Annotated in this window: 25 protein-coding genes; 15 read left to right on the top strand and 10 right to left on the bottom strand. The window is 63.9% G+C overall.

All coding sequences use genetic code 11. The features are described 5' to 3' along the window. The first annotated feature begins 9 nt into the window (after positions 1 to 9). The 6 genes from AC1DJW_RS18330 to AC1DJW_RS18305 all read left to right on the top strand — a co-directional run bounded on the left by AC1DJW_RS18330 (position 10) and on the right by AC1DJW_RS18305 (position 5,561). Positions 10 to 813, top strand: coding sequence for a LamB/YcsF family protein (locus AC1DJW_RS18330; protein WP_284756054.1), 804 nt, complete (start codon positions 10 to 12; stop codon positions 811 to 813). A 48-nt stretch (positions 814 to 861) separates the two neighbouring features. Continuing rightward, positions 862 to 1,671 (top strand): 5-oxoprolinase subunit B family protein, encoded by an 810-nt coding sequence (locus AC1DJW_RS18325; protein WP_284756053.1) that lies wholly within the window; start codon positions 862 to 864, stop codon positions 1,669 to 1,671. Then, positions 1,658 to 2,698, top strand: coding sequence for a 5-oxoprolinase subunit C family protein (locus AC1DJW_RS18320; RefSeq protein WP_284756052.1), 1,041 nt, complete (start codon positions 1,658 to 1,660; stop codon positions 2,696 to 2,698). The genes AC1DJW_RS18325 and AC1DJW_RS18320 overlap by 14 nt, the downstream gene beginning before the upstream one ends. A 111-nt stretch (positions 2,699 to 2,809) precedes the next feature. After that, entirely contained in the window at positions 2,810 to 3,622 is an 813-nt protein-coding gene (locus tag AC1DJW_RS18315; RefSeq protein ID WP_284756051.1) for an SDR family oxidoreductase, read from the top strand. Between the two features lie 104 nt (positions 3,623 to 3,726). Further along, a complete protein-coding gene (locus AC1DJW_RS18310) occupies positions 3,727 to 4,896 on the top strand; it encodes a pyridoxal phosphate-dependent aminotransferase (protein ID WP_476902100.1) in 1,170 nt (389 codons plus the stop codon). A gap of 74 nt (positions 4,897 to 4,970) precedes the next feature. Beyond that, positions 4,971 to 5,561 carry a TetR/AcrR family transcriptional regulator gene (locus tag AC1DJW_RS18305; RefSeq protein ID WP_268020064.1) on the top strand — a complete coding sequence of 197 codons (591 nt, stop codon included), beginning with the start codon at positions 4,971 to 4,973 and terminating at the stop codon, positions 5,559 to 5,561. Between the two features lie 334 nt (positions 5,562 to 5,895). Here the strand turns inward: AC1DJW_RS18305 and AC1DJW_RS18300 are convergent, their stop codons facing one another. Then, a complete protein-coding gene (locus tag AC1DJW_RS18300) occupies positions 5,896 to 6,120 on the bottom strand; it encodes a cold shock domain-containing protein (RefSeq protein ID WP_284756049.1) in 225 nt (74 codons plus the stop codon). Positions 6,121 to 6,221: 101 nt separating this feature from the next. Here AC1DJW_RS18300 and gluQRS point away from each other — a divergent pair, with 101 nt between their 5' ends. The 4 genes from gluQRS to AC1DJW_RS18280 all read left to right on the top strand — a co-directional run bounded on the left by gluQRS (position 6,222) and on the right by AC1DJW_RS18280 (position 10,041). Beyond that, the gene (gluQRS, locus tag AC1DJW_RS18295; protein WP_390282776.1) at positions 6,222 to 7,130 is read left to right on the top strand and encodes a tRNA glutamyl-Q(34) synthetase GluQRS; all 909 of its coding nucleotides are present in this window, start codon (positions 6,222 to 6,224) and stop codon (positions 7,128 to 7,130) included. Further along, positions 7,131 to 8,177, top strand: coding sequence for an NADP-dependent oxidoreductase (locus AC1DJW_RS18290; RefSeq protein ID WP_390282775.1), 1,047 nt, complete (start codon positions 7,131 to 7,133; stop codon positions 8,175 to 8,177). 203 nt (positions 8,178 to 8,380) lie between these two features. Beyond that, complete coding sequence (locus AC1DJW_RS18285; RefSeq protein WP_390282774.1) at positions 8,381 to 9,520, top strand: serine hydrolase domain-containing protein; 1,140 nt, start codon at positions 8,381 to 8,383, stop codon at positions 9,518 to 9,520. A gap of 20 nt (positions 9,521 to 9,540) precedes the next feature. Then, positions 9,541 to 10,041 (top strand): HD domain-containing protein, encoded by a 501-nt coding sequence (locus AC1DJW_RS18280; protein WP_284755791.1) that lies wholly within the window; start codon positions 9,541 to 9,543, stop codon positions 10,039 to 10,041. Positions 10,042 to 10,068: 27 nt separating this feature from the next. Here AC1DJW_RS18280 and AC1DJW_RS18275 read toward each other — a convergent pair whose 3' ends face one another. The 9 genes from AC1DJW_RS18275 to AC1DJW_RS18235 all read right to left on the bottom strand — a co-directional run bounded on the left by AC1DJW_RS18275 (position 10,069) and on the right by AC1DJW_RS18235 (position 17,747). Beyond that, on the bottom strand, positions 10,069 to 10,611 hold the full coding sequence (locus AC1DJW_RS18275) for a DUF1003 domain-containing protein (protein ID WP_284755785.1): 543 nt from the start codon (positions 10,609 to 10,611) through the stop codon (positions 10,069 to 10,071). Positions 10,612 to 10,706: 95 nt separating this feature from the next. After that, complete coding sequence (locus AC1DJW_RS18270) at positions 10,707 to 10,853, bottom strand: lmo0937 family membrane protein (protein WP_284755784.1); 147 nt, start codon at positions 10,851 to 10,853, stop codon at positions 10,707 to 10,709. Positions 10,854 to 11,026: 173 nt separating this feature from the next. After that, the gene (locus AC1DJW_RS18265) at positions 11,027 to 12,238 is read right to left on the bottom strand and encodes a type II toxin-antitoxin system HipA family toxin (RefSeq protein WP_390282773.1); all 1,212 of its coding nucleotides are present in this window, start codon (positions 12,236 to 12,238) and stop codon (positions 11,027 to 11,029) included. Next, positions 12,235 to 12,468, bottom strand: coding sequence for a helix-turn-helix transcriptional regulator (locus AC1DJW_RS18260; RefSeq protein ID WP_390282772.1), 234 nt, complete (start codon positions 12,466 to 12,468; stop codon positions 12,235 to 12,237). Before AC1DJW_RS18260 ends, AC1DJW_RS18265 begins: the two co-directional genes overlap by 4 nt. Before the next feature lie 217 nt (positions 12,469 to 12,685). Beyond that, positions 12,686 to 13,933 carry a low temperature requirement protein A gene (locus AC1DJW_RS18255; RefSeq protein WP_476902099.1) on the bottom strand — a complete coding sequence of 416 codons (1,248 nt, stop codon included), beginning with the start codon at positions 13,931 to 13,933 and terminating at the stop codon, positions 12,686 to 12,688. Between the two features lie 3 nt (positions 13,934 to 13,936). Then, a complete protein-coding gene (locus AC1DJW_RS18250) occupies positions 13,937 to 14,596 on the bottom strand; it encodes a transmembrane-type terpene cyclase (protein ID WP_284755779.1) in 660 nt (219 codons plus the stop codon). A 79-nt stretch (positions 14,597 to 14,675) separates the two neighbouring features. After that, entirely contained in the window at positions 14,676 to 15,995 is a 1,320-nt protein-coding gene (locus AC1DJW_RS18245) for an ATP-binding protein (protein ID WP_284755778.1), read from the bottom strand. A gap of 94 nt (positions 15,996 to 16,089) precedes the next feature. Continuing rightward, the gene (locus AC1DJW_RS18240; protein WP_284755777.1) at positions 16,090 to 16,839 is read right to left on the bottom strand and encodes an SDR family NAD(P)-dependent oxidoreductase; all 750 of its coding nucleotides are present in this window, start codon (positions 16,837 to 16,839) and stop codon (positions 16,090 to 16,092) included. Continuing rightward, positions 16,836 to 17,747 carry a fumarylacetoacetate hydrolase family protein gene (locus tag AC1DJW_RS18235; RefSeq protein ID WP_476902098.1) on the bottom strand — a complete coding sequence of 304 codons (912 nt, stop codon included), beginning with the start codon at positions 17,745 to 17,747 and terminating at the stop codon, positions 16,836 to 16,838. The genes AC1DJW_RS18240 and AC1DJW_RS18235 overlap by 4 nt, the downstream gene beginning before the upstream one ends. A gap of 144 nt (positions 17,748 to 17,891) precedes the next feature. On the opposite strand from AC1DJW_RS18235, the gene AC1DJW_RS18230 reads away from it, so the two are divergent. The 5 genes from AC1DJW_RS18230 to AC1DJW_RS18210 all read left to right on the top strand — a co-directional run bounded on the left by AC1DJW_RS18230 (position 17,892) and on the right by AC1DJW_RS18210 (position 23,794). Continuing rightward, positions 17,892 to 19,217: an L-fuconate dehydratase gene (locus tag AC1DJW_RS18230; RefSeq protein ID WP_284755775.1), complete on the top strand. Its 1,326-nt coding sequence runs from the start codon at positions 17,892 to 17,894 to the stop codon at positions 19,215 to 19,217. A 57-nt stretch (positions 19,218 to 19,274) separates the two neighbouring features. After that, positions 19,275 to 20,513, top strand: coding sequence for an ABC transporter substrate-binding protein (locus AC1DJW_RS18225; RefSeq protein ID WP_476902097.1), 1,239 nt, complete (start codon positions 19,275 to 19,277; stop codon positions 20,511 to 20,513). Between the two features lie 73 nt (positions 20,514 to 20,586). After that, entirely contained in the window at positions 20,587 to 21,546 is a 960-nt protein-coding gene (locus AC1DJW_RS18220; RefSeq protein ID WP_476902096.1) for a carbohydrate ABC transporter permease, read from the top strand. After that, on the top strand, positions 21,539 to 22,438 hold the full coding sequence (locus AC1DJW_RS18215; RefSeq protein WP_476902095.1) for a carbohydrate ABC transporter permease: 900 nt from the start codon (positions 21,539 to 21,541) through the stop codon (positions 22,436 to 22,438). The genes AC1DJW_RS18220 and AC1DJW_RS18215 overlap by 8 nt, the downstream gene beginning before the upstream one ends. Positions 22,439 to 22,510: 72 nt before the next feature. Further along, complete coding sequence (locus tag AC1DJW_RS18210) at positions 22,511 to 23,794, top strand: alpha-L-fucosidase (RefSeq protein WP_284755771.1); 1,284 nt, start codon at positions 22,511 to 22,513, stop codon at positions 23,792 to 23,794. Position 23,795 lies beyond the last annotated feature (1 nt).

Here is a 23,795-nt window from a genome sequence, read left to right as displayed (position 1 = left end):
GGAGTCACCTTGAGCATCAATTCAGTCGCCGTCGTCGCAGACCTCGGCGAAAGCTACGGCAACTACACGATCGGCGACGACGACGCCCTGCTCGGCCTCGTCACCGCCTCCAACATCGCCTGCGGCTTCCACGCCGGCGATCCGAGGGTCATGGATGCCACCGTCAAGGCCTGCGTGGAGCGCGGCATCGAACTCGGCGCCCACCCCGGATATCCGGACCTGGTGGGCTTCGGCCGCCGCCTCATCGAAGCCAGCGAAGAAGAAATCCGCACCGACGTCCTCTATCAAATCGGCGCCCTGGACGCGTTCGCCCGCATCCACGGCGGCAAGATCAGCCACGTGGCACCGCACGGGCGCATGGGCAGCATCGCCCAGACCGACGCCAAGCACGCCCGGGCCATCACGGACGCCATCAAGGCCTACGACCCCTCTTACATCGTGATCTGCCAGAACGGTCTTTTGGCCGATGAATCCCGCAAACGCGGCCTTCAGGTTGGCTATGTCTTCCTCGCGGACCGTGGCTACGGCGAAGACGGCATGCCGGTCTCCCGCAACAGCGAAGGCGCACTCCTTCACGACCCCGAGGAAATCGGCCGCCGCGTGGTTCAGGTGGTGACCGAAGGAACCGTCCGCGCCGTCACCGGCAAGGTGGTCCCGCTGGGCCACGATGCCGACGTCGTCCTCCTCCACGGCGACCACCCGCAGGTCCTCCAGAACGGCACGGCCCTGCGTGCGGCCCTCGACAAGGCAGGCATCAAAGCCGCCGGGCTACAGGAAGTCCTCGCCGAAAAGGCCCGGCTCGCCACGGTCTGAAGCTGAGCAGCAACCCGGATCCATCACCCGCACCACCGAGCAGGACTCATGACCACCCACACAGCACCCGCGGAGCGGCTGCACCACCCGCCCGAACTGGAAGCCGAGCCGTTCGGCGACTCAGCCCTCATGCTCCGGGTCAAGAACGACGACGGCGACTTCCGCCGGGCGGCGGGCCGCCGGCTCCGCGACGTGCTGCTGGAGGTTCGGCCGTACGGGGTGCTGGACATCGTGGCCGGCGTTGAGTCCCTGTTGGTCGAGTTCGATTGCCTGGCTGTGACCCACGAACAATTGGCCCAGACCATCCGCCTGGCGGTTGCCGGTAGCGGCCTGGAACCGGGTGCTCCCAGTGCTTCCCAAGCACTTTTTGTCATCCCGATGGTGGTCGGCGAGGAATTCTCCCCGGACCTTCAGGATGTGGCCGAGGAGTTGGGCCTGAGCCCGGAAGCAATGCTGCAGCAGTTCCAGTCCTCGGTGCTGACCATCAACCTGTTGGCCGCGGCCATGGCCCCCATGATGGGCGGTGTGCAATTCCCTGGCCAGGTCAGCCGCTGCGTCGAGCCTCGGACCAACGTGGAGCCCGGGTCTGTCATGGTGGCCGGTACCAACGCCATCATCCAGCCGTTCCCCGGACCGAGCGGCTGGAAGGTGATCGGCCGGACGCCGCTCACCATTTGCGACATCCGGGAAGATCCCGCGACGTCCTACAAACCGGGGGATCTGGTGCGTTTCGACGTGGTGCCGGAGAGTGAATGGTCGCGGCTTGAAGGGCAATTCCTGAGGGCCACCCCGGAAGGCGTCGCCTCTGACGGCACTGGCTGGAACGGCGCTGAAGGGGGCAATAGTGACCTTCCCTGAACACGCCATCAGCATCAAAGTAAGCGAGGCCGGTTGGCTGTCCACGTTCCAGGACCTGGGCCGCGAGAATTCCGAATTCATGGGCGTCCCCTGCGGAGGCGCGGCGGACCAGTACTCCGCGGCGGTCGCCAACATCCTGGTCGGAAACAGCCGTAAGGCCGCGTGCCTGGAAATCATGGGAGGACGTTTCGCCTTCACAGCCACGCACGACGTGATGTGCGCTGCGACCGGGGTCCCGGCCGAGGTCACGGTCAACGGGGATCCGGTGGGCATGTGGGAGCCGTTATGCCTCCCCGCCGGAGCCAGAGTTGTGATTGCCAAGGCCAGCGGTGGCATGCGGAATTACCTGGCCTTCAGCGGGGAGCTGGAAACTGCCCGTTTCATGGGCAGCGCCGCGCCGGAATCCCGCATGGGCTTCCCACAACAACTCGCCCCAGGCCAGACGCTCACCTTGCACAGCCGGTACCGGGGATTCACGCACCCGTTCCTGACCCAGCCCCTGTTCCGGCTTCCAGTTCCCGTGCCCAATTTCAGTCCCGACGTGTGGACTATCGACGTCGTCGACGGTCCTGAAACGGACCGGACGCCCGGCATCCGGAAATTGCTCAGCTCCAGCCACTACACGGTAGGCGCCAAATCCAACCACGTGGGCCTGCGTTTGGACGGCCCGGTTGTGCATCCCGAAGGGCTCGGGGAAATCGTGTCCCATGGGGTCCCCATCGGCGCATTCGAAATCCCGCATGGCGACGAACTCATCATCCTGGGCCGCTCAAGGACGTTGACCGCGGGCTACCCGATCGTCGCAGTGGCAGCCAAGGCTTCCTTGTCCATGTTGGGCCAGGCTAGCCCTGGCCGGAAGATGACCTTCCGCTGGATCAGCAACGAGCAAGCAGTGGAGCAATACCGGGAACAGCAGCGCGGTTTGGTGAATCTGGAAGAGCACGTGCACGCACTGTTTGCCGCCGTCGGGCTTCCTGTCGCCGCAAGCTTTGCGGCGGCCTCCTCGCCGAGTCCCGCTGCGGCGTGACCCACCGGCCGTGCGAAAACACTTGACCATCATTCTCTAAAATGAGAAACTCTTCTCATATGTGATCGGCATCTCAAATGACTCACACTAAAAACGCAAGGAACTGAAACCATGGGACTTCTGGACGGCAAGCTCGCGATTATCACCGGCGCCGGTACGGGCATGGGACGCTCGACGGCGGCCCTGCTGGCAGCCGAGGGGGCTGCAGTGGTGCTGGTGGGGCGGCGTGAAGACGTCCTGCAGGAACTCGCCGCGGAAATCGTCGCCGACGGTGGCCGCGCCATTGCCCGGGCCGCGGACATCACCTCCAAGGAAGATGTAGATGCGCTGCTGGAGTGGATCCACGGGAATCTGGGCCAAGTCGACATCCTCGTCAACAATGCGGGTAGCTCCAGCAGGGTCCTCAACGTCCGCTGGATCAGCCAGCAGGAGTGGAATGACGTCCTTGACGTCAACCTCAACGCTGTCTACTTGCTCAGTCAGGCGGTCCTCCCGGACATGCTGAGCCGCAAGACCGGAACCATCATCACGGTCTCCTCCCTGGCCGCAGTGAACCCGAACTTGCTCGGTGGCGCCGCATACGGCGCTGCCAAGGCTGCGGTCCGGAACTTCATGACGTACCTCCACAACACCTTCCGCAACGACGGGCTGCGTGCGGTGACCATCCTGCCCGGTGAAACCGCGACGCCCATCCTGGACAACCGCGCCCGCCCGCCCCGCGCAGAGGAGCGCGATGCCATGGTGCAGCCCGAGGACGTGGCCCGAGCCATACACCTCGTGGCCACGCTGCCCCAGCGCACCGTGGTCCAGGAACTCGTCATCGCCCCCACGATCCAGCGGGATACCTCCGGCGACATCGAGATCAGCCGCTGGGCAGGAGCCCCCGCCGATGAGGCTCCCGCAGGCCAGGCGCCGCAGCGATGAAACCCCGCAGGCTCTACGCGCCCTCCGCTGCGTCGCCAGCAGGCCTCGCGTCGCGCGCCCCTAGAACAACCACCCCCGAAGCAACCACCCAGATCAGGACCCTCATGACACTCGAGCCAGCCACCGCCGTCGCCGATTTCCAGCCTTCCGAGGCGGTGCAGCGCATCCAGCGCACATCGCTGCGGGTGCAGCAGCCCCAATCCAAGGGGGACCTTGTCTCCTTGGCGATGGGCGAGCCGGATTTCGACACCCCGGCCCAGGTTCGAGCAGCAGCCGCCCGTGCCCTCGAGGACGGCTTCACCCACTACTCGCCGTTGCTCGGCGAGCTGGTGCTTCGCGAGGAGCTGGCTGCCCGTATCGGCCAGCTCCTCGGCGGAGTGGCCAGCCCAGGCGACGTGCTCATTACCCAAGGCGGCACGGCCGGCTTGTCCGCGGCGATCCTTGGCGTCGTCAACCCGGGCGACAAAGTGGTCATCCCGGACCCCACCTATTCCCTATACGCGGACCTCGTCAGCATGGCCGGGGGCATCACCGTGCCGGTGCCGCTTGCCGATGACCTGCATTGGGACCTCGAGGCACTAGCCACCGCGCTTGACGGCGCCAAGATGTTCGTCTTCTGCAACCCCTCCAACCCCACTGGTATTGTGCATTCCCGACGCGAACTTGAAGCCCTCGCCGACATGGTGGCCGGAACCGACACCTTGATCCTCTCGGACGAGGCTTACAGCGATCTTGTCTACACGCCCGAACCCTTCACCTCGGCGCTCGAAGTCGAAGCGCTGGCCGGCCGGACCATCTACTGCCAGACCTTCTCCAAGAGCTATGCCATGACCGGCTGGCGCGTCGGCTACCTCTGGGGCCCGTCCGACGTCATCGCCTCCGCCGCCCGGGTTCACAACACCTTCAACGGCTCCATGAACCAGGCCGTGCAATACGCGGCGCTGACCGCCCTGAAGACGTGCGGACCGGACATCGAACGCATGCACGCCTCCTATGCCTTGCGCAGGGAGCTCATGGCCAACGGTCTCCAGCAGATTCCGGGTCTTACGGTCAGCTCGCCGGAAGGTGCGTTCTACCTTTTCCCCAAGTACGACGTCGAGCTGCCGGCGGCCGCGATGGTGGCCCACCTTCGCAACCACGGCGTGGCCGTCCGTCCCGGCAGCGAATTCGGCCGGAACGGCGAGTTCCACTTGCGCCTGTCCTACGCCGCCAGCTCCGGGGCGATTACCGCCGGTGTGGAGCGGCTGGCCGCCGGATTGGCCGAGCTCCGGTGAGTGCCGCGGACGTGGCCAGCGTAGCGCCCGCCGCTCAGGCGCTACGCTGGAATCTGACACGGAAGGGGGCGCCCATGCGCAGCGACACCCAACGCAACCGCCGCCAGCTGGTGCGGGCCGCCGGGAAGCTCTTCGCCAAGGCCAAGGGCCCGGTGAGTATGACGGACATCGCCCGTGAAGCCGAGATCTCTCCCGCAACGGCGTACCGGCATTTCGCCTCGGTCGAGGACGTCCTGGCCGCGTTCCGTTTTGGTGTTGGCGAGAAGCTACGCGATTTCAGCGTTGCCCAGACCACGTCCGGGGTGGAACTGCTGGAAAGCGTCAGCCGGCACTGGGTGGGCCTCGTCATCAAGCACGGCGGTTCCATGGTCCACACCCGTTCCGGCGAAGGGTACCTGGCCCGTCTTCGCTCCGGCGCGTACTACCTGACCATCCAGGCCGAGGCTTTGGAGCGGCCACTCCGCGAGGCCTGTGAGGAACTCGGCCTCCCGCCCCTGGGGGACGAAGCCATGTTCCTGTGGAACATCCTCTTCGACCCCCGGGAAATTTTCGATCTGCTCAACACCGTCGGCCTGGACAAGGACCAAGTGTCCACCAAGCTTTGTGCTGCGCTCCGTGGAGCGATGGCCGCGTGGGCCGCTGCCGAGCCAACTTCGGCAAAGTGACCATCTCCTGTTCATGTTCCGCTAAAGAATTAGTCAGATTGACCAGTGACGGTTGAGTCCGTTGCGCCAGTTGTAGTGTTCCTGTTGAAATAGTGGCAACAAGGGGAAGGGCTACCGCCGGACCCCACAGGCTACGGATCCCCCGGCACACCACCCGGCAACCCGGAACACCGTCCCGCAAAGACGCAGCCGCTGATTGACTCTTGTTCACGCATCGTCTTTCCGCACCCCGCCGGCGTCGCCATGAAGGGTGGCCGGCACCACCATAAGAGCCCCTGAGCCACCGAATGCGTTGCGGTAGCTGGGGGGCTCTTGTGCTGCCCGGGTCGTGTTCTCAAAAAGGCTGAATCAACACCGCGACAAAGTCGTATTCATCTTGGGAGGCGGCGGTCCATTCGACCTCCACCAGATCGCCTGCATTGAGGGACCTGTATCCGCCTGATTGCTCGATGACCGAGAAATGTCCGAAGCATTTCTTCCCGTCGGGAAGAATAAGTTCCCCCCAACCTTCTTCGGCTTTCCAGAAGGAAACCGTCGCCTTGACTCGAGCTGAGCTCAATGTTGGTCCTCTCTTTGGAAACTAAAGGTACCCAATTCTCCCAGCGGCCCCGACCTCGCCTGAATCCTGCAGGCACGCCCGGCGGCGCATAGTCTTGTGCCATGACTTCCGCTGGCCGCTTCGCTCCGAGCCCCTCCGGCGAGCTTCACGTGGGCAATCTGCGCACGGCCATGCTCGCCTGGCTCTTCGCTCGTTCCACGGGCCGCGCCTTCCTGCTGCGCGTTGAGGACCTCGACCGTGCGCGGGCCGGCGCCGAGGAAGTCCAGCTCCGCGATCTCGAAGCCGTCGGCGTGACGTGGGACGGCGCCGTCGTCCGCCAGACGGACCGTTCCGGACTGTATAACGACGCGATCGCGCGGCTCACCGACGCCGGACTGACGTATGAATGCTTCTGCACGCGACGCGAGATCCAGGACGCGCCGTCCGCCCCGCACGCGCCACAGGGCGCCTACCCGGGGACGTGCAGGAACCTTTCGACGGCGGAGCTTGAGATCCGGCGGGCCTCACGCCCGGCCGCCATCCGGCTCCGCGCCGATACGCATGAATGGACTGTGGAGGACGGGCTGCACGGACAATACACGGGCGTCGTGGATGACTTTGTGCTCCGGCGGAACGACGGCGTCACTGCCTACAATTTGGCCGTGGTGGTGGATGACGCGGAGCAAGGCGTGAACCAAGTGGTCCGCGGAGACGACCTCCTTTCCTCCACACCCCGCCAAGCCTATTTGGCCTCCTTGTTGGTCTTAGCCGTGCCGGAATATGCCCATGTCCCCTTGGTGCTGAATCGCGACGGCGCCCGCCTGGCCAAACGCGACGGTGCGGTGACGCTTGGCGACCTTGCCGCCGTCGGGCTGTCCGCCGGGGAGGTGCGGGACGTGATCCTGGAATCGCTCGGCTTGCCGGGAGGGCCGCTTGGCGAGGCCTTGGATAGATTTGATCCGGCCCGATTGCCACGCGGGCCATGGATATGGAATGGCATTCAGCAATCAACCCTCCGGAAAGGGGCCTAAGTGCTCGCCTATGTGCTGACCCGCTACGGCGGCGCCGACGCAATGGAGCTGCAGGACGTCCCGAGGCCGATTGCCGGTCCGGGCGAGGTCCTGGTCAGAGTGTTTGCTGCGGGGCTCAATCCTGTGGACTACAAGCAGCGCGAAGGTGCGGTGCGGGTGATTACCAGGCCCAGGCTGCCCTTGGTGGCCGGAAGCGAACTGGCCGGGATCGTGGAGGCTGTTGGCCCGGATGTCACCCGCTTTGCCACGGGAGACCGGGTGTTTGCCCGTGTGGACAAGACGCTGCTGGGAGCCTTTGCCGAGCACGCCGCCGTCCACGAGGATTTCGTGGCGCTCATGCCAAGGTCGCTCAGCTACACCGAGGCCGCGAGCCTTCCCTTGGCGGGCCTCACCGCGCTGCAGGCATTGCGCGACGAGCTCAAGATCAAGCCCGGGACCAAGCTGTTCATCTCCGGAGGCGCGGGCGGAGTGGGAACCCTCGCCATCCAGCTGGCCAAGTACTTTGGCGCCGAGGTGACCACCACCGCGTCTCCCCGTGGGGAACAGTTGGTGCGGCGGCTCGGGGCGGACGCCGTCGTCGACTACACGAAGGAAAACCTGGCCGAAGTGCTCAGCGGCTTCGATGCCGCGCTGGACCTCGTGGGCGGCGAGACGCTGGACCAGACGTTCAAGATCCTCAAGCCGGGCTCGAAGGTGGTCAGCATCGCCGGGATGCCCGAACCGCAGACGGCCCTGAAAGACCTTGCGGCCCCGGCCTGGATGACCGCGCTGTTCTGGGCAATCAGCCTCCGAATCCGGAGCCGTGCCAGTGAAGCCAACGTGCGGTACCGTTACCTCTTCATGCACCCCAGCGGCGAGGACTTGAAATTCCTGTCCCGCCTGGTTTCCGAAGGGAAACTGCAACCCGTGGTGGACAGCAGCTATCCGCTCGAAAAGATCGCCGACGCTTTCGCCGCGCTGGAGCAAGGACGCGCCAAGGGCAAGATCGTGGTGACCATGGACACTCCCGGCTGGGCCCATTCTGTCGGGTTCCCTGGCCGAGTGTAGCGAGGTTAGGGGGTAGAAGGTGGGCCCATTCTGTCGGGTTCCCTGGCCGAGTGTAGCGAGGTTAGGGGGCAGAAGGTGGGCCCATTCTGCCGGGTTCCCTGGCCGAGTGTAGCGAGGTTAGGGGGCAGAAGGTGGGCCCATTCTGCCGGGTTCCCTGGCCGAGTGTAGCGAGGTTAGGGGGCAGAAGGGATTAGGCTGTCCGGGTGGATGCACAGACGATTGCCCCTGGATTCGAACCGGTAGCCGAACTCTTTGGCCGTTTCCTCAGCGAGGACCCGGAATATTCAGCCCAGCTCGCGGCCTACCACCGCGGAGTCAAGGTATTGGACATCAGCGGCGGGCCGCACCGCCGCCCGGATTCCGTAACCGGTGTCTTCTCCTGCTCCAAGGGAGTGTCCGGGCTGGTCATCGCACTTTTGATCCAGGACGGCTTCCTGGACCTCGACGCCGAAGTGGTCAAGTATTGGCCGGAATTCGGCGCCGAAGGAAAGGCCACGATTACCGTGGCCCAGCTGCTCTCCCACCAGGCCGGGCTTCTGGGAGTTGAAGGCGGACTCACCCTGGCGGAGTACAACAACTCCGAGCTGGCCGCCGCCAAACTCGCGCAGATGCGGCCGCTCTGGAAACCCGGGGCCGCCTTCGGATACCACGCCCTGACCATCGGCGTCTTCATGGAGGAGCTTTGCCGCAGGATCACCGGGTCCACCCTCCAGGAAATCTACGAACAACGCATCCGCTCGGTCACGGGCGCCCAGTTCTTCCTGGGGCTGCCTGAGTCAGAGGAGCCTCGCTACGCCACCCTCCGTTGGGCCGAGGACCCCTCCCAGCCGTGGATTGATCCCGCGAGCCATTTCGGCCTTTCGGCAAACTCTGCGGTGGGGGACATCCTTGACCTGCCTAATATCCGCGAGGTCCGCGCAGCCGGCCTGAGTTCCGCCGCCGGGGTCGCCAGCGCCGAAGGCATGGCCCGCGTCTACGCTGCGGCACTCACCGGACTTGGCCCCGACGGCGACCGACCCGCCGTCGCGCCCCTCCTGAGCGAAGAGACCATCCAGGCCGTCTCGGCCGAGCAGGTCTTCGGCATCGACCGCGTGTTCGGCGAGACCAGTTGCTTTGGGACGGTGTTCATGAAATCGCATGCACGCTCGCCTTACGGCAGCTACCGGGCGTTCGGGCACGACGGCGCCAGCGCATCTTTGGGGTTCGCTGACCCTGTGTATGAACTCGCCTTCGGATACGTGCCGCAACAGGCCGAGCCGGGTGGAGCAGGATGCCGCAACCTCGAGCTGAGCGCCGCCGTGCGGAAGGCAGTCACCGAACTGGCGCAGAAGGATGAAAAGTGACCTTCACTGTTGAAACAGCCATGGTCCTTGCCGGGGTGGCGCACAACCGCCAGAAGGACAAACTGAAACGGCCGCACAGTGAGCACGTGATGGCGGTCGGAGATGCGCTTGCCGATTTCGATGACGATATCCGGATCGCCGGCTACCTGCACGACATCGCCAAGGACACGCCCATCACCAAACAAGCATTGCTGGACATGGGCGTTTCCGAACGCGCCGTAGAAATCATCGAACGCGTGACGCGCCGCTTCCAGGACGACCCGGCTAACGATGAGGCCGTCATTCTGCATATCGCGCAGGACCACGATGCCACCTTGGTCAAGATCGCCTGCAATGCCCACAACTCCTTGCCGGAGCGCGTACAGGCATTTGCGGAGAAGTGGCCAGACAAAGTGTCGCCCACGCGCTACGCGGACGCCCGGAAAGTGCTCTACAAGGCGGTGCCCCGGGGCGAAAGCCACTTGATCGTGGAGCGCATCAACACGGATCTGCTGTACGAGCTGGATCAGTTGGCGGACTAGCAGTTCGACCCGGTAGGTCCCACCTGCCTACGGTTTCGTCGGGTCATCCGGCCGCGGGTTGGCAGCGGCAACCGCCTCTCGCGCGGTGGGCGCGGTGACCTCCGCGAGGACCCGCTGGTGGATCTGGGCGGTGAGCTCGTGAATCGCACGCGTCAGCTCGGTGTTCTCCTCGAGCAGCTGCTCCTGGGCGTTGTAGTCATGGTCCGCCTTCACTTGCTGGAAAGCCGCTTGACGGTTCTGTCCGATCATGACGAAGGTCGAGAGGAAGATCGCTTCGAGCGAGACGATCAGGGTCAACGTCGGCCACGGACTCTGCTCGAACACGAGCATCCACACGGCGAAAAGCAAAATGTGCAGGTAGACGAAGTTCATCGATCCGGCGAAGGCCGTGATTGCGTCCGCGACTCGAAGCTGAATGCTTGCGGCCCGGCGCTCGGCCTCTGCCAGGACGGATGGGTGGAGCTTTGAACGCTCGCTTTGGGAGAGCAACCGCGTAGGTCTCAGATAAGAGCGCGAATGCGGAAGAGCGCCCGTCGTGGATGTCGATTGGTGTCCGGCCTGCTGTGCCATACGTTCAATCCCTTGGCTCGCGGCGAGCCCGTCTCGCCTCTGAGAGCGAGCCTAGCGTCGCCATGCGGGTGAACCTTGGATTGAACGGTTGATACTTACACGCGGGATCTTCCACGGAGGAAGTGGAAAATCAGGACGATCACCGCAACAACCAAAAGCAGGTGGATGAACCCGCCGCCGATGTTGCCAATCAATCCGAGAAGCCAGAGAACAGCGATAATGATGGCTATCCAAAGCAACATGAGGGTCTCCCTTGTTAGTCTGCGGATGCAAATGCTGATTCTGCGCCAGGCCGCTCCGCGACCCACGCAGATATCGTTTGGTGCCCTTACTTTATGCCACGATCGGGCTGGTGTTAACGGGTACGCAATAAGCGATAGTTCAACTGCCGCTTTGACCCCTGGTGCAGGGAAAGTTACCCGCCCATCAGCCTTCGCCGATGCTTTAGCTCCTTGATCCAGTCCCTTGTCTGCACCGCCCCGAAAGGCGAGGCGCCGGCGTCGAGCTCTGCGATGAGCGGTCCCGAAGCCTTGAGCGCGAGTCCCAAAACTCCCTCCGCTGCGCGCTCCGTCAGTCCGAGCTTCCCGGCCCAGGCAAGGAAGTGCTTTCGGGAGATTCCGCTCTTCTTGCCGCCGATTCCGAGCGCGAGCGTCTTGTCCCCATAGACCACCGTGGAGGGGATGTCGTAGACCGGGGCGATGGTGTACTCGCCCTGCGGCGACTGAACCCCTGCCTGCGACTGAAGCATGGACACGTTTTTCGCGTGGAGGTCGCCGTTGCCGCTGAGCCAAGCGAAAGCCAGTTGGATGGCCAGGTTCCGCAAGGCCGGCAGCGGCGCGGAACAATGCGCCGCCAAAGCCGCGCAAACCTCGCCGAACGGCACGCTGTACTTGTCCGCAGGATAGAGTCCCAACACTTGGGCGCCGTCCTCGACGGCGAGACGCACGGGAGTGCCGTCGGCTCCGGTGAGGCGATCGAAACGCTCGACGAGCAGCCCGGCTCGCCCGCCGACGTCGTGCACCAACTGCACGCTACTCACCGGGATCCGGAGCTTGCGCGCAAAACGGAACATGAGGAACTCGTTTTCCACCACGAACGGGAACTCGGGCGCATTGAGTTTGAGGATGAAGCGCTTGCCCGCTTGCGCCACCGGAAGCGAAATCATCCCGGCCGACAACTTGTCCTGCACACCCGCCAACGCCACAGGATCGATAAGGCCCGAATCGCCGAGCAGAGCGTCGAAGTCGAGCGGCAGCTTCGAGTCGAGCACGACGGCGGAGCCTCCTTCCGTGGGCGGCTCGCCGTGGGGGACCGTCTGGACATCGCCCACGGCGTCCCCGCCCGCGCCCATGAGGAGCGCGAGCTCGTCGTCGGCGCTGGCCTTGACCGCCCGGCGCAGGGAATTCAGGCGGCGGCCTTCCGGGAGGAGACCCGTGAAGTAGGGCGGAACCGCGCCGCTCGGGGTGAACACTGCTTCATTTGTCAATGGGAGCGTAGTGGCAACGGCCGGACCGCCTGATTCGAGGTACCGCGGCAAGTAGCTGAACTTGGTGCCGCCTTCATGCCGCTCGATGCGCGCCGCCAGGACGCCCTGCTTGTAAACGTCGGCGATGCGGTGGAAGGTCATGACTGGCTGGATTGCTTGCCCGCGGGTTGCACTTTGAGCTCAAGGCCCAGTGTGCCGAGGACCGCGAGGAGTGGCTCCAATTGGACCGTGGTCTTCCCCTGCTCCACGAAGCGGACGAATCGTTCCGAGACTCCTGCGAGGTCTGCGAGGTCGGACTGGCTCAGGCTGAGGGAAACGCGGCGGGCACGTACCTTGGCTCCGAGGGACTCGGTAAATTCCCAGGGGGACATGTCCATCCTTCGTTGTGTTCTGTGGGCATCCGCGTTGTGCGTGTCCGGTACGTTCGTGCCGGTTTCATCATTTTCCGCTTACTTGGGAGGCGAATCAAGGATTGGCGGCAGGGAATCGGTACGTTCGTGCCGGTGAGCCCGCCGCGACATCGTGCGTGCGGGCCGTCCGCTGCGTGCCGCCGGTACAGCGGTCCCGAGCCCAGACCCACGAATTCGCCTAGGTGGCCGGGTGTGCCCTCAGCCTTTCCAGGGCTGCTTCCCGGCGTGCGGTCCCGCGCCGTTCGTCGATCACGATCGAGATAGCCAACGCCGCCACAATCACCATCATGCAGACAGGAACAGAGACGTCCAGGGCGGCCAAGCCCACACTGCCGCAGAGCAACACGACCACGAGAGCCGTGACTCCGAGGAGTGCGCGGTCGAAACCCAACAGGTAGCCGTACAGCGAACTCAGGGCTACCTTGAACAGGGCCACGGGTACGGCGATGGTGGCCACTACAATGGTGGCGCTGATGTGGGCAGAATGATCGATGAAGAGGGCCGCGACGTGAAGTCCGCCGCCGGTGGCTGCGATCGACCCGAAGATGAACATGTGGCCGTATCCGAAGGCGAATGCCCGGTGCCGCTGGTGATGCAGGGCGTGGCCGGACGGAAGGATGAAGTAGATCCACCACATTCCAAAGGCCAGCCCCGTACCGCCGAGGCCAACGAGGGCGGCGTCAACGGACCAGCCATGAAGGGCCACGATCGCCCGAAGGGATTCAATGGCTCCAATCAAACACTCGCCCAGGGCGATGATGGCCAGAAGTCCGTAGCGTTCCGCGATGTGGTGTGCGTGCCACGGTGTCTTGGCTTTGCGCTCGGCGATTGTCGGCGTCGCCATTTCCAGCAGGAAAAGCGGGACGGCCATGAGGAAATTCGTCAGGATGTCGGCGTGGACAATCAGCACCACCACCCAGCCGATCTGCGCCACCACCAGGAACTTCGCGTAGGTGAGGCAAGCGCTTCGGCGCTCCGGATCCTGCTTCGCGGCGCGCAGCCACTGGAACACCAACGCCAACCGCATGATGATGTAGCCCAGCACCATGGTGGAGTTGTCCACGCGGTGGCCCTCATCGAGGGATTGGAACATCGGTTCGATGCCCATGGCAAGGATGAGTACACCCACCATCTGCACCATGGTGACAACGCGGAACACCCAGTCGTCAGTGTCGTAGGCGCTGGCAAACCACGAGAAATTGATCCAGGCCCACATGACGGCGAACATTGCGAAGGTGAAGCCCATCAACCCGGAGCCGAAACGGGCCTCGGCCAGCTCATGCGCGAACTGGCTGCCGGCAACCCCAAAGGCGATAACGAACGTCAAATCAAAGAAGAGTTCCAAGGGCGTGGCTGTGCGATTCAGCTCCAAGGGATCGCGCCCGCCCATGCGCGACAGTGCATGGCGCAATGGATTCATGGACATGGTTCAGGGTACCGCCGGGAGGCCCCCCGAGTCCCGATCCCGCGAGAGGGCGCCCGGGTTTCTCTTCGCCCATAACAGCAGCCCGATATAGCTCAGGTCGAAAATGCTGCAGAGGACGCCGATGCCCAGGATGAACAGTGAATTCTCGAGGACCCCGAAGGTGATGGTGGGCGCGAGGGTTCCGATCCATTTCGCCACGGCGATCACCATGGATTGGCCTCGCAAGCCCCGCCGGGCCGCGAACATGGCAATGAATAGCCCGGACATCAGGAGATTCTGCAGAAAAGCCGCGTACCGGGATGCGGGATCCCAATCGAACTCGGTGATGAAGAGCCACTGCACAGCGAACGAGGCCAGGCCCAGCAGAACCGCCCATCCGATGAACAGGGGCCGCGTGACAAATCCGGGAAGTTCCCGCCTGCCGAACGCGAAGAACGTGTAGACAATCGCGACGTCGGCCAACGCCCAGGCAATGTTGATGACGCCCTGCACGGAGAGCCTCGTGCTGAGCGAATGTACCGAGTAGATGACCTCCCACGCGAAGTTCAGGCCCAGCGCCGCCGCCGGGATGGCATATGTCTTGTCGCGAAACCCGATCCGGATCGCGCAAATGTAGACCGTCGTCCAGGCGACCCCGCTCAGGATTGTCAGAAACAGGTTCACGGTTCCTCCTTTTCCAACGCGGGGTCACTTAGCGCCCATCCCGGGGCCGAACATGGGCCGTAAGTGACCCCGCGTTGCTCTAAACGCGGCCTAGTACGTCGATGTCTTCGAGGAAGTCCTGGTGGACTTCGTCGCTGACGGTAGTGCGGGTATCGGCGATGGCGTCGAGGTAGTCCTGCGTGACCGGTCCCTTGCGGGCATTCGACGCCGGTGCGGCGCCCCCGGCGGAGGCGTCGGGAGCGCCGGACGTGTAGACGGCTTTTTCCAAAGCACGCTGTGAGGCGCTGCGTGCCGCGTACTCAATGTCCGCGGGGGAGAAGCCCTCCGTCCGGGAAACCAACAGCGCCACGTCCACCGAGTCCACCACGCTGGCCGGGATGAAGCGCTGCCACATGGCCTCGCGGGCATGGACGTCGGGCAGGCCGATGGGGATGACGTAGTCGAAGCGGCCGTGGCGCAGGAAGGCGGTGTCCAGGGCCCGGATGAAGTTGGTGGCGCAAACCAGCAAGCGGCCCGGCTGTTCGCGGAAAGCCGGGATGATCTTGAGGAGCTCGTTGGTGACGCCCTGCAGAGGCGACGGAGGCTCGCCCGACCGCTGGGACGCGATTTCCTCCACCTCGTCGATGAACACAACCGCGTGCTCGAGTTCGGCGATTTCCAGGAACGTCTCGCGCAGCGCCCCGGCCAGGCCCTTGGGATCAGAGGCCAGGCGGGAGGGGAAGACCTCCACGAACGGCCACTCGAGCCGGGACGCGATCGCCTTGGCGAACGTCGTCTTGCCCGTCCCAGGCGGGCCGAAGAGCACGACGGCGCGAGGCGGCACCACGCCGAACTCATCGGCGAGATCGGCCTCAGCGAGGGGAAGGACCAGGCGTCGTTCCAGCAGTTCCTTTTCGCGGCGCATGCCGGCGACGTTTTCCCACAGGTCACGGGCTAGAATGCGGCCGCCGAGCTGGCTCAACGGCTCGAGTTCCTGGCGCTGCACCGGAATGGTCCGCTCGAAGTAGTGCAGGTTCTGCTTGAGCAGGAAGCCGCGGCCCAGGAACGCTTCGACACGGGTCTCGGACTCCGGCATGAGCGCCGAGAGCTTGTTGAGGCCGTGCGGAGTCATCCGGTTCTCGACGGCGGCCAGCAGCGAGGTGCCGATCCCGCGGCCACGGAACTCTGGCAGAGTGGCCAGGAAAACGATCCAGCCTTGGTCATGGGCCGCGCGTCCGACGGCGGCACCCACCACCTGCTCGCCCTGCACCGCCACCACGGCGTGGTCTTTCTCGCACGACGCGAGGACCTCGGAGAGCGCATAGACCGGCTCGACATTGTCCGCTTTGAGCGACTCCCAAAGGTGCAGGATGCCGTCCATGTCAGACGAGTGGAAGTCCCTGATGCGCCAATTGCTCATGCCCTGCTCCTTGGTGGATCGCCATCGATTGCCTGGTGTTGAGCATAGGCGAACCGGCCGTGGAGAGGGGTTGCGCGGGCGTTGCGTTACGCGGCTACCCCACCGGGCGCAACCGCAGCCCCTGCATCCCGCCGTCGATCGCCAGCGACGTGCCCGACGTCGAGCCGGACAGCGGGCTCGCGAGGTAGGCGACGGCGCCCGCCACCTCTGCGGCCTCCACCAGGCGGCCGTGTGGCTGGCGGGCGTTGAGCGCGGCGCGTTCGGCGGCGGGGTCGGCGGAGGAATCCAGTAGCCTGCCCACCCACGGCGTGTCCACCGTGCCCGGGTTGACACAGTTGACGCGGATCCCTTCGCGAACATGGTCGGCCGCCATGGCCAGAGTCAGGGACAATACGGCGCCCTTCGACGCCGAATACAAGGCCCTTTGCGGTAGCCCGGCGGTCGCGGCGATGGAACACGTGTTGACGATCGCGGCCGCCGGCGATTCGCGCAAATACGGGAGGGCCGCACGGCTGACGCGGGCGATGCCCACCACGTTGATGTCCAGCACACGGTGCCATTCGTCGTCGTCGTTCGCCGAAATATCACCTTGGGCGCCGATCCCCGCGTTGTTGACCACCACGTCAAGGCGGCCGAACTTCCGGGCGACAGTGTCGACGGCGGCACGCACCGAGGCGTCGTCGGCCACGTTGCATTCGACGCCGAAGTGCGGGGTCCCGGACGGGTTGAGGTCGAGCACCGCGACCTGCGCCCCGCCTGCGGCGAGCCGGTCCGCGATAGCCGCGCCGATGCCCGACGCCCCGCCGGTGACCAGCGCTACGAGGCCCTCGAACTCGGTGCTCACCGCGTTGCCTTGTCTGTGCCTACTGCTGCAAGCGAACCAGAGCGGGTCCTGTAGAACTCCTGCCGCTGACGGCCGAGCCCCTCTACCTCAAGCTCCACCACGTCGCCGGGCTGAATGTACGGGAAACGGCCGGAGAGCGCCACGCCTTCGGGAGTGCCCGTGAGGATCACGTCGCCGGGCTCCAGGACCATGTACTGGCTGAGGTGGTGGACCACGGTAAGCGCGTCGAAGATCATGTCCGAGGTGTCCGAGGACTGGCGGATCTCGCCGTTGACCCAGGTGCGCAACGCGAGGTGTCCGGCGTCGAGCTGGTCTGCTGGAACCAGCCACGGGCCCAGGGGAGTGGACTGCGGAAGGGACTTGCCCTTGGTCCACTGGCCAGCGGCGCCGGGCAGTTGGTAGTCGCGTTCGGAGAGGTCGTTGGCGACGACGTAGCCCGCGATGCAGTCTGCGGCCTCGTCGGTGCCTGAAAGGTATGACGCTTCACGGCCGATGACGATTCCGAGTTCCACCTCCCAGTCGTACTTTTCGGACAACGGCGGGATGGGCGCGGCGTCGAACGGTCCACTGACCGTGTTGCTGGGTTTCAGGAACACCACGGGTGATTCCGGGGGCGTTGCTCCGGATTCGGCTGCGTGCGCGGTGTAGTTGAGGCCGATGCAGACGACGTTTCCGGGCCGGGCGATGGGTGAACCGATCCGGAGTCCCTCGGCTGGAATCTCGGGCAAAATGCCTGCTGCAAGGGCTTCTTGGGTGCGTGCGATGCCGTCCGCGGCGAGGAACTCTCCGTTGATGTCCTTCGTCAGCGGGTCAAGGCTGAAGTACTTTTCGGTGCCGTTGGCGTCTTGGGCGATGACAACCGGCTTTTCATTTCCGGCAGCGCCCAGCCGGGCGAATTTCATGTTCATGCATTCCTCCGTGCTCTGGCTCTTACATCCGAGCTCTAGTCTGCTGTTGCTCTCCATAATACGGAAATGTGACCCATTGACAATGCAGACATCGGATGTTTACGCTCTTCCCAGCAAACTACCTGCTGCCAAGCAAGGAGCACAATGAGCGTCATCACCGCAGTGGATACCTTCGATATCCGCTTTCCCACCTCCCAGGAACTGGACGGATCGGATGCCATGAATCCGGATCCGGACTATTCGGCGGCATATTTGGTGATCAAGACCGATGCCGCTGACGGTCACGAGGGCCACGGTTTCGTCTTCACCATCGGGCGCGGCAATGAGGTGGAAGCCGTGGCGATCGAGGCCCTCCGCCACCACATCCTGGGCCGCAACGTCGAGGAGTTGCTCGGCGACATGGGCGGCACCTGGAAGCTCCTGGCCCACGATTCCCAACTCCGCTGGCTCGGCCCCGAAAAGGGCGTGATGCACATGGCGATCGGCGCCGTCGTGAACGCCCTCTGGGACCTCAAAGCCAAGCGGGCCGGGCTACCTCTCTGGGAGCTGCTCTCCGGGATGAACCCCGAGGAGATCGTGGCACTCGTGGACTTCCGGTACCTCAGCGATGCCCTCACACCCGAAGAGGCGCTGGGAATATTGCGGACGGCGGAGCCGGGGCGCGCCGCCCGCAGGTTAGCGCTTCTCGCGGAGGGATACCCCGCATACACCACGACGCCGGGCTGGTTGGGTTACAGCGACGACAAACTCGTGCGTCTGGCCAAGGAAGCCGTTGCGGACGGTTTCGGGCAGATCAAGCTCAAGGTGGGGGCCTCGCTGGACGACGACATCAGGCGCGTCCGCACGGCCCGCGATACGGTGGGGCCGGACATCAAGATCGCCGTGGATGCGAACCAACGCTGGGACGTCCAGGAAGCGATTGACTGGATGGCGCATTTGGCTCCCTATGACATTGCCTGGATTGAGGAACCCACCAGTCCGGATGATGTCCTCGGCCATGCCGCGATTGCCCGGGGCGTGGCGCCGATCCCCGTGGCCACGGGTGAGCATGTCCAAAATCGCGTGATGTTCAAGCAGATGCTGCAGGCCGGATCCCTGCAGGTCTTGCAACTGGATGCGGCGAGGGTGGCGGGAGTGAACGAGAACATCGCCATCCTCCTGCTCGCGGCGAAGTTCGGCGTCCGCGTCTGCCCACATGCAGGTGGAGTTGGCCTCTGCGAGGCCGTCCAACACTTGTCGATGTTCGATTTCGTGGCGGTATCCGCCGACAAGAATGGTCGGATGATTGAGTTCGTCGACCATCTGCACGAGCACTTTGTCACTCCGGTGGATGTCCACGACGGCTCGTACTGGCCGCCGTCGGCACCAGGTGCCGGCAGTGAAATGGTCGGCGGCACGTTGGCCGGCTACGGCTTTCCCGATGGCCCTGTGTGGGCCGCGGGATCCCCTCCTTTGACTCCCCAGCAATAACCATTATCGAAATTCCTCGAAAGCACAGTTCCCTACTGAAAGCACGTGGTGAAAGATATGCGCAAAGAAGCGTTGGTGGCAGGTGCCTTGGCACTGGGCCTCATTGGACTCACAGGCTGCGGGGGCAGCTCGTCCGGCAGTACCGCAGACGGCAAGACCGCCATGACGTGGGCCATGTGGGTCGGCGGCACGGAAGACCAGAAGAACTGGGAGAAAGTTGCCGATGACGTCAGCAACACGTTGGGCGATGTGAAGATCACCCTGCAGGGTTCTACCTTCCAGGACTACTTCACCAAGATGAGCACCCAGCTCAGCTCGAACACAGCCCCGTGCCTGGTGGCGGTCCAGAGCCTGCGGACAGCGCAGCTCAAGGATGGCATGCTGCCGCTCGATGACCTGGTGAAAAAGAACAACCTGGATTTGAGCGCCTTCGACTCCTCCATGATCAAGGGGCTCAGCGCCGACAACAATCTGTACGCCCTGCCGTATGACGTGGGCCCGGTGATGATGTTCTACAACAAGGACATGTTCGACGCCGCGGGCGTGCCGGTCCCGAAGGCGGGCTGGACGGCCGACGAGTTCGTGGCAGCCGCGAAGAAGCTGACGGCCAACGGCAAACATGCGATCGCACCGAACACGGCCGATCTCTTCGTTGAATCGCAAGTCCTCGCCTACAACGGCGGACGCGTCTTGAAGGAAGACGGCACCATGGACGCGAGCGATCCGACCTTCGCCAAGGGACTCCAGTGGGTTTCCGACCTGACAAGCAAGGAGAAGGTCTCCCCCGAACTGCCCGGCGGCGACACGGCATTCAGCGCCAATGAATACATGGCCGGCAATACCGCGATGAGTATCGACGGTCCGTGGTCCCTGCTGGACGTCAAGGCCAAAGCGAAGTTCAAAGTCGGCGTCACCACCCTTCCCGCCGGCCCTGGCGGCGGGAAGACGTTCAGCGCCGGCTCCGGCTGGGGCATCTCCAAGCAATGCGCTACTCCGGACAAGGCCTTTGCCGCCCTCAAGGAAATGACCGGCGACAAGGTCCTGGGGAATCTGGCGGCAGCCGGGCGCGCACTGGCCGCACGCACCGCCCAGCAGACAAAGTGGATTGACAACGCGGGCATTCCCGGAGTCGCGGAGACCCTTAAGAGCGCCGAGGCCACGGCAGTGCCGATGCCAAGCAACACCAACAGCGACCAACTGGGCCAGCTTTTCAACCAGTACCTCGTCAAATCCATCAATGGACAGCAGAGCGCAGCGGATGTCATGAAAGACATTGCGGCCCAGCTGCCCCGATGATCAGTGTGATGCCTGCCTGGCAGTGCCCGAGCAACAGCCGGGCAGGCACGCACTCTTCGCAAAGGAATGAGAAATGACACTACTCAAGCCCGCAAAGGCGCCGCTTCCTGAAGTAACGGCTGCCACCGCCAGTGGGAAGGCGAAGGCCGAGACGGATGCACAGCTCGGCCGGAGGACAATGTGGGGACCGGCCTTTGCCCTGCCGCATGGCCTCGGTCTCGCGATCTTCACGCTGCTGCCGATCGTTGTTTCCCTCGTCATCAGCTTCTTCCGCTGGCCGCTCCTGGGAACCCCGAGTTTCCTCGGCCTGGGCAACTACGAGAAGCTGTTCAGCGATCCGATCTTCGGGCAGGTTGTCGGGAACACCGTGCTCTTCGTGGTCCTCTATGTGCCCCTGAACCTGGTTGTTTCCCTCGGCCTTGCCGCGTGGTTGACTCCGCGCATCAAGGGGCGCCACATCTTCCGGGTCATCTTCTTCATTCCTTCGATCACCCCGGTGGTGGCCAACGTCGTCGTCTGGAGGATGCTGTACCAACCCGGTGGATTCATCGACGGCACCCTGCAAAGCGCCACGGGAATTTCAGCGCCGAACTTCCTCGGAGACGAACACTGGGCAATGATGGCCATTGTCGTCATGAGCGTGTGGCAGGGGTTCGGCTACAACATGCTGGTGTTCTCCGCCGCCTTGGACGCAGTTCCTGAGAACCTCACCGAAGCGGCCGCAATCGATGGCGCCCACGCCTGGACCATCTTCTGGCGCATCAAGCTCAAGCTCATTTCGCCGTCCATCTTCTTTGGCACGATGATGACCCTCATTACCTCGTTCCAGGTCTTCGCCCAGCCGTTCATCCTCACCAAGGGAGGGCCGGGTTCGGCCACCTCGACGATCGTCCTCTATATCTACAACCAGGGTTTCCAGTTCCACCAGCTCGGCCTGGCATCCGCGGCTGCTTGGATCCTGTTCGTCATCATCCTCGGCGTGACGGCAGTCCAGTTCCTCGGACAAAAGAAGTGGGTCCACTACGATGCTTGAGACAACCAGCCGGATACGCCCTCTCACAGCCCGTCCCCGTGGCTCCGGAGCGCCCGGAAGACGATGGACCACGAGGATCCGGCCCGCCATCGGATACGTGATCCTTTGCCTTATCGCGCTGCTCTTCCTGTCGCCGCTCATCTACATGTTTGCGACATCGTTCAAACCCCCTGCTGAGATCTTCAGCGCCCCGCCGAAGTTGTTCGGCTCGGAATTCCGGTGGCAGAACTACCAGGAGGCCCTGAACTACATGCCGTTCCTGCGCTTCATGGGCAACGGACTCTTGGTTTCGGCCGCTGGAACGGCACTCACCCTGGTGGTTTCCGCTTTCTCCGGCTACGCCTTCTCCCGGCAGCGCTGGCGGGGACGGAACCTGGTTTTCATGGTGTTCCTCGCAACGCTGATGATCCCCCAAGAAGTCCTGATTGTCCCGATGTTCGTCATGATGCAGAAGGTGGGCTGGGTGAACACCTTCCAGGCGCTCATTGTGCCCTGGGCGTTCACGGCATTCGGTGCCTTCCTGCTCCGGCAGTTCTTCCTTGGCGTACCCCAAGAACTCGACGACGCGGCCAGGGTGGACGGCGCGGGAACCCTGAGGACCTTCCTGTTGGTCATGCTTCCACTGGCTAGGCCCACCATGGCCGTCCTGGCGGTCTTCAGCTTCATCAGCTACTGGAACTCGTTCCTCTGGCCATTGGTAGTGATCAACGACGTCAACAACCTCGGCACCATCCCGCTGGGGCTCCAGATGTTCTTCGGCCAACAGGGCAATCAGTGGCACCTGGTCATGGCCGCCTCCGTGATCTCAATGGCTCCCACCCTTCTGCTGCTGATCCTCCTGCAGAAACACCTCGTCAAAGGCATCGTCACGAGCGGCTTTGGCGGCCGCTGAAGCGTTACCTCCAAGGCCGCACAACACTCAACAACCCAAAGACCCGCAACAACCTTGAAGGAGTAACTACCAATGATCGCCCAAGCACCTTGGTTTACGGAGTCCCGGTTCGGCATGTTCGTCCACTGGGGCTTGTACGCCCTGCCGGCCCGGCACGAGTGGGTCATGAACCGCGAACGCATTCCTGCCGAGGAATATGAAAAGTACTTCCAGCACTTCAACCCGGATCTCTATGATCCGCGGGAATGGGCCCGTGCTGCGAAGGACGCCGGGATGAAGTACGTCGTGCTGACCACCAAGCACCACGAGGGCTTCTGCCTGTGGGATTCCGCCCTTACTGACTACAAATCCACCAAGACTCCGTCCGGCCAGGACCTGGTGGCCCAGTACGTTGAGGCATTGCGGGAATTCGGCCTGAAGGTGGGTTTCTACCATTCACTTATTGACTGGCACCACCCGGATTTCACCATCGACGGGTTCCACCCCGAACGCGACAATCCCGAGGCCGAAAAGCTCAACGAGGGCCGCGATATGGCCCGCTACCGCGAATACCTCCATGGCCAGGTGCGAGAACTGCTGAGCAACTACGGCCAGATCGACTACCTCTTCTTCGACTTCTCCTACACCAGCGAGGACCACAAGGACATTTGGGGCGGCAAAGGCCGCGAGGCGTGGGGTTCAGTGGAACTCCTGAAGATGGTCCGGGAACTTCAGCCGGGCATCATCGTCAACGATCGCCTGGACATTCCCGGCGACTTCGCCACGCCCGAGCAGTACCAGCCTTCCGGGCCTATGGTGGTGGACGGCGTCGAGGTGCCTTGGGAGGCGTGCCAGACCCTGAACGGCAGCTGGGGCTATGACCGGGACAACCTGGACTACAAGTCCGTGGACCTGCTGGTGCGCATGCTTGTGGATGGAGTGTCCAAGGACGGAAACCTGCTCCTCAACGTCGGCCCCACTGGCCGCGGAAATTTCGATCCCCGGGCCGTGGAGTCCCTCCGCGGCATCGGCGACTGGATGAAACTGCACGCCCGGGCCATCTACGGGGCCGGCCCTGCGGCCTGGACCCCGCCAGCCGACACCCGGTATACGCGCCGCGGTGACCGCCTCTACGTCCACTTGTTCGCGTGGCCGTTCGAATACGTCCACCTCCCCGAACTCGCCGGCAAGGTGGAATACGCCCAACTGCTCAACGACGCTTCCGAAGTCGCCATGCTGGAGATCGCCCCGGACCGGGAAGCAATCAACACCACCCCTGGAGGACAGCCAGCAGGTACCCTGACACTGAAGCTGCCTGTCCAGCGACCGGACGTGGCGGTGCCCGTCGTCGAACTCTTCCTGAAGCCCGGGGTATAGC

This window comes from Arthrobacter sp. 05L417 (genome assembly GCF_056397865.1).
Note: the sequence above shows the minus strand (reverse complement) of the source record. Positions and strands in the feature narration are given on the sequence as shown.

Excerpts from the sequence above, each read along its gene's own strand:
- AC1DJW_RS18265 (WP_390282773.1), bottom strand. The coding sequence starts at position 12,238 with ATGACCTTCCACCGCATCGCCGACGTTTACAAGCAGGGCGTCCTGGCG.
- AC1DJW_RS18245 (WP_284755778.1), bottom strand. The coding sequence starts at position 15,995 with ATGAGCAATTGGCGCATCAGGGACTTCCACTCGTCTGACATGGACGGC.
- AC1DJW_RS18310 (WP_476902100.1), top strand. The coding sequence starts at position 3,727 with ATGACACTCGAGCCAGCCACCGCCGTCGCCGATTTCCAGCCTTCCGAG.
- AC1DJW_RS18210 (WP_284755771.1), top strand. The coding sequence starts at position 22,511 with ATGATCGCCCAAGCACCTTGGTTTACGGAGTCCCGGTTCGGCATGTTC.
- AC1DJW_RS18270 (WP_284755784.1), bottom strand. The coding sequence starts at position 10,853 with ATGTTGCTTTGGATAGCCATCATTATCGCTGTTCTCTGGCTTCTCGGA.
- AC1DJW_RS18230 (WP_284755775.1), top strand. The coding sequence starts at position 17,892 with ATGAGCGTCATCACCGCAGTGGATACCTTCGATATCCGCTTTCCCACC.
- AC1DJW_RS18260 (WP_390282772.1), bottom strand. The coding sequence starts at position 12,468 with ATGTCCCCCTGGGAATTTACCGAGTCCCTCGGAGCCAAGGTACGTGCC.
- AC1DJW_RS18225 (WP_476902097.1), top strand. The coding sequence starts at position 19,275 with ATGCGCAAAGAAGCGTTGGTGGCAGGTGCCTTGGCACTGGGCCTCATT.
- AC1DJW_RS18255 (WP_476902099.1), bottom strand. The coding sequence starts at position 13,933 with ATGTCCATGAATCCATTGCGCCATGCACTGTCGCGCATGGGCGGGCGC.
- AC1DJW_RS18275 (WP_284755785.1), bottom strand. The coding sequence starts at position 10,611 with ATGGCACAGCAGGCCGGACACCAATCGACATCCACGACGGGCGCTCTT.
- AC1DJW_RS18235 (WP_476902098.1), bottom strand. The coding sequence starts at position 17,747 with ATGAACATGAAATTCGCCCGGCTGGGCGCTGCCGGAAATGAAAAGCCG.
- AC1DJW_RS18315 (WP_284756051.1), top strand. The coding sequence starts at position 2,810 with ATGGGACTTCTGGACGGCAAGCTCGCGATTATCACCGGCGCCGGTACG.
- AC1DJW_RS18220 (WP_476902096.1), top strand. The coding sequence starts at position 20,587 with ATGACACTACTCAAGCCCGCAAAGGCGCCGCTTCCTGAAGTAACGGCT.
- gluQRS (WP_390282776.1), top strand. The coding sequence starts at position 6,222 with ATGACTTCCGCTGGCCGCTTCGCTCCGAGCCCCTCCGGCGAGCTTCAC.
- AC1DJW_RS18305 (WP_268020064.1), top strand. The coding sequence starts at position 4,971 with ATGCGCAGCGACACCCAACGCAACCGCCGCCAGCTGGTGCGGGCCGCC.
- AC1DJW_RS18325 (WP_284756053.1), top strand. The coding sequence starts at position 862 with ATGACCACCCACACAGCACCCGCGGAGCGGCTGCACCACCCGCCCGAA.
- AC1DJW_RS18215 (WP_476902095.1), top strand. The coding sequence starts at position 21,539 with ATGCTTGAGACAACCAGCCGGATACGCCCTCTCACAGCCCGTCCCCGT.
- AC1DJW_RS18280 (WP_284755791.1), top strand. The coding sequence starts at position 9,541 with ATGGTCCTTGCCGGGGTGGCGCACAACCGCCAGAAGGACAAACTGAAA.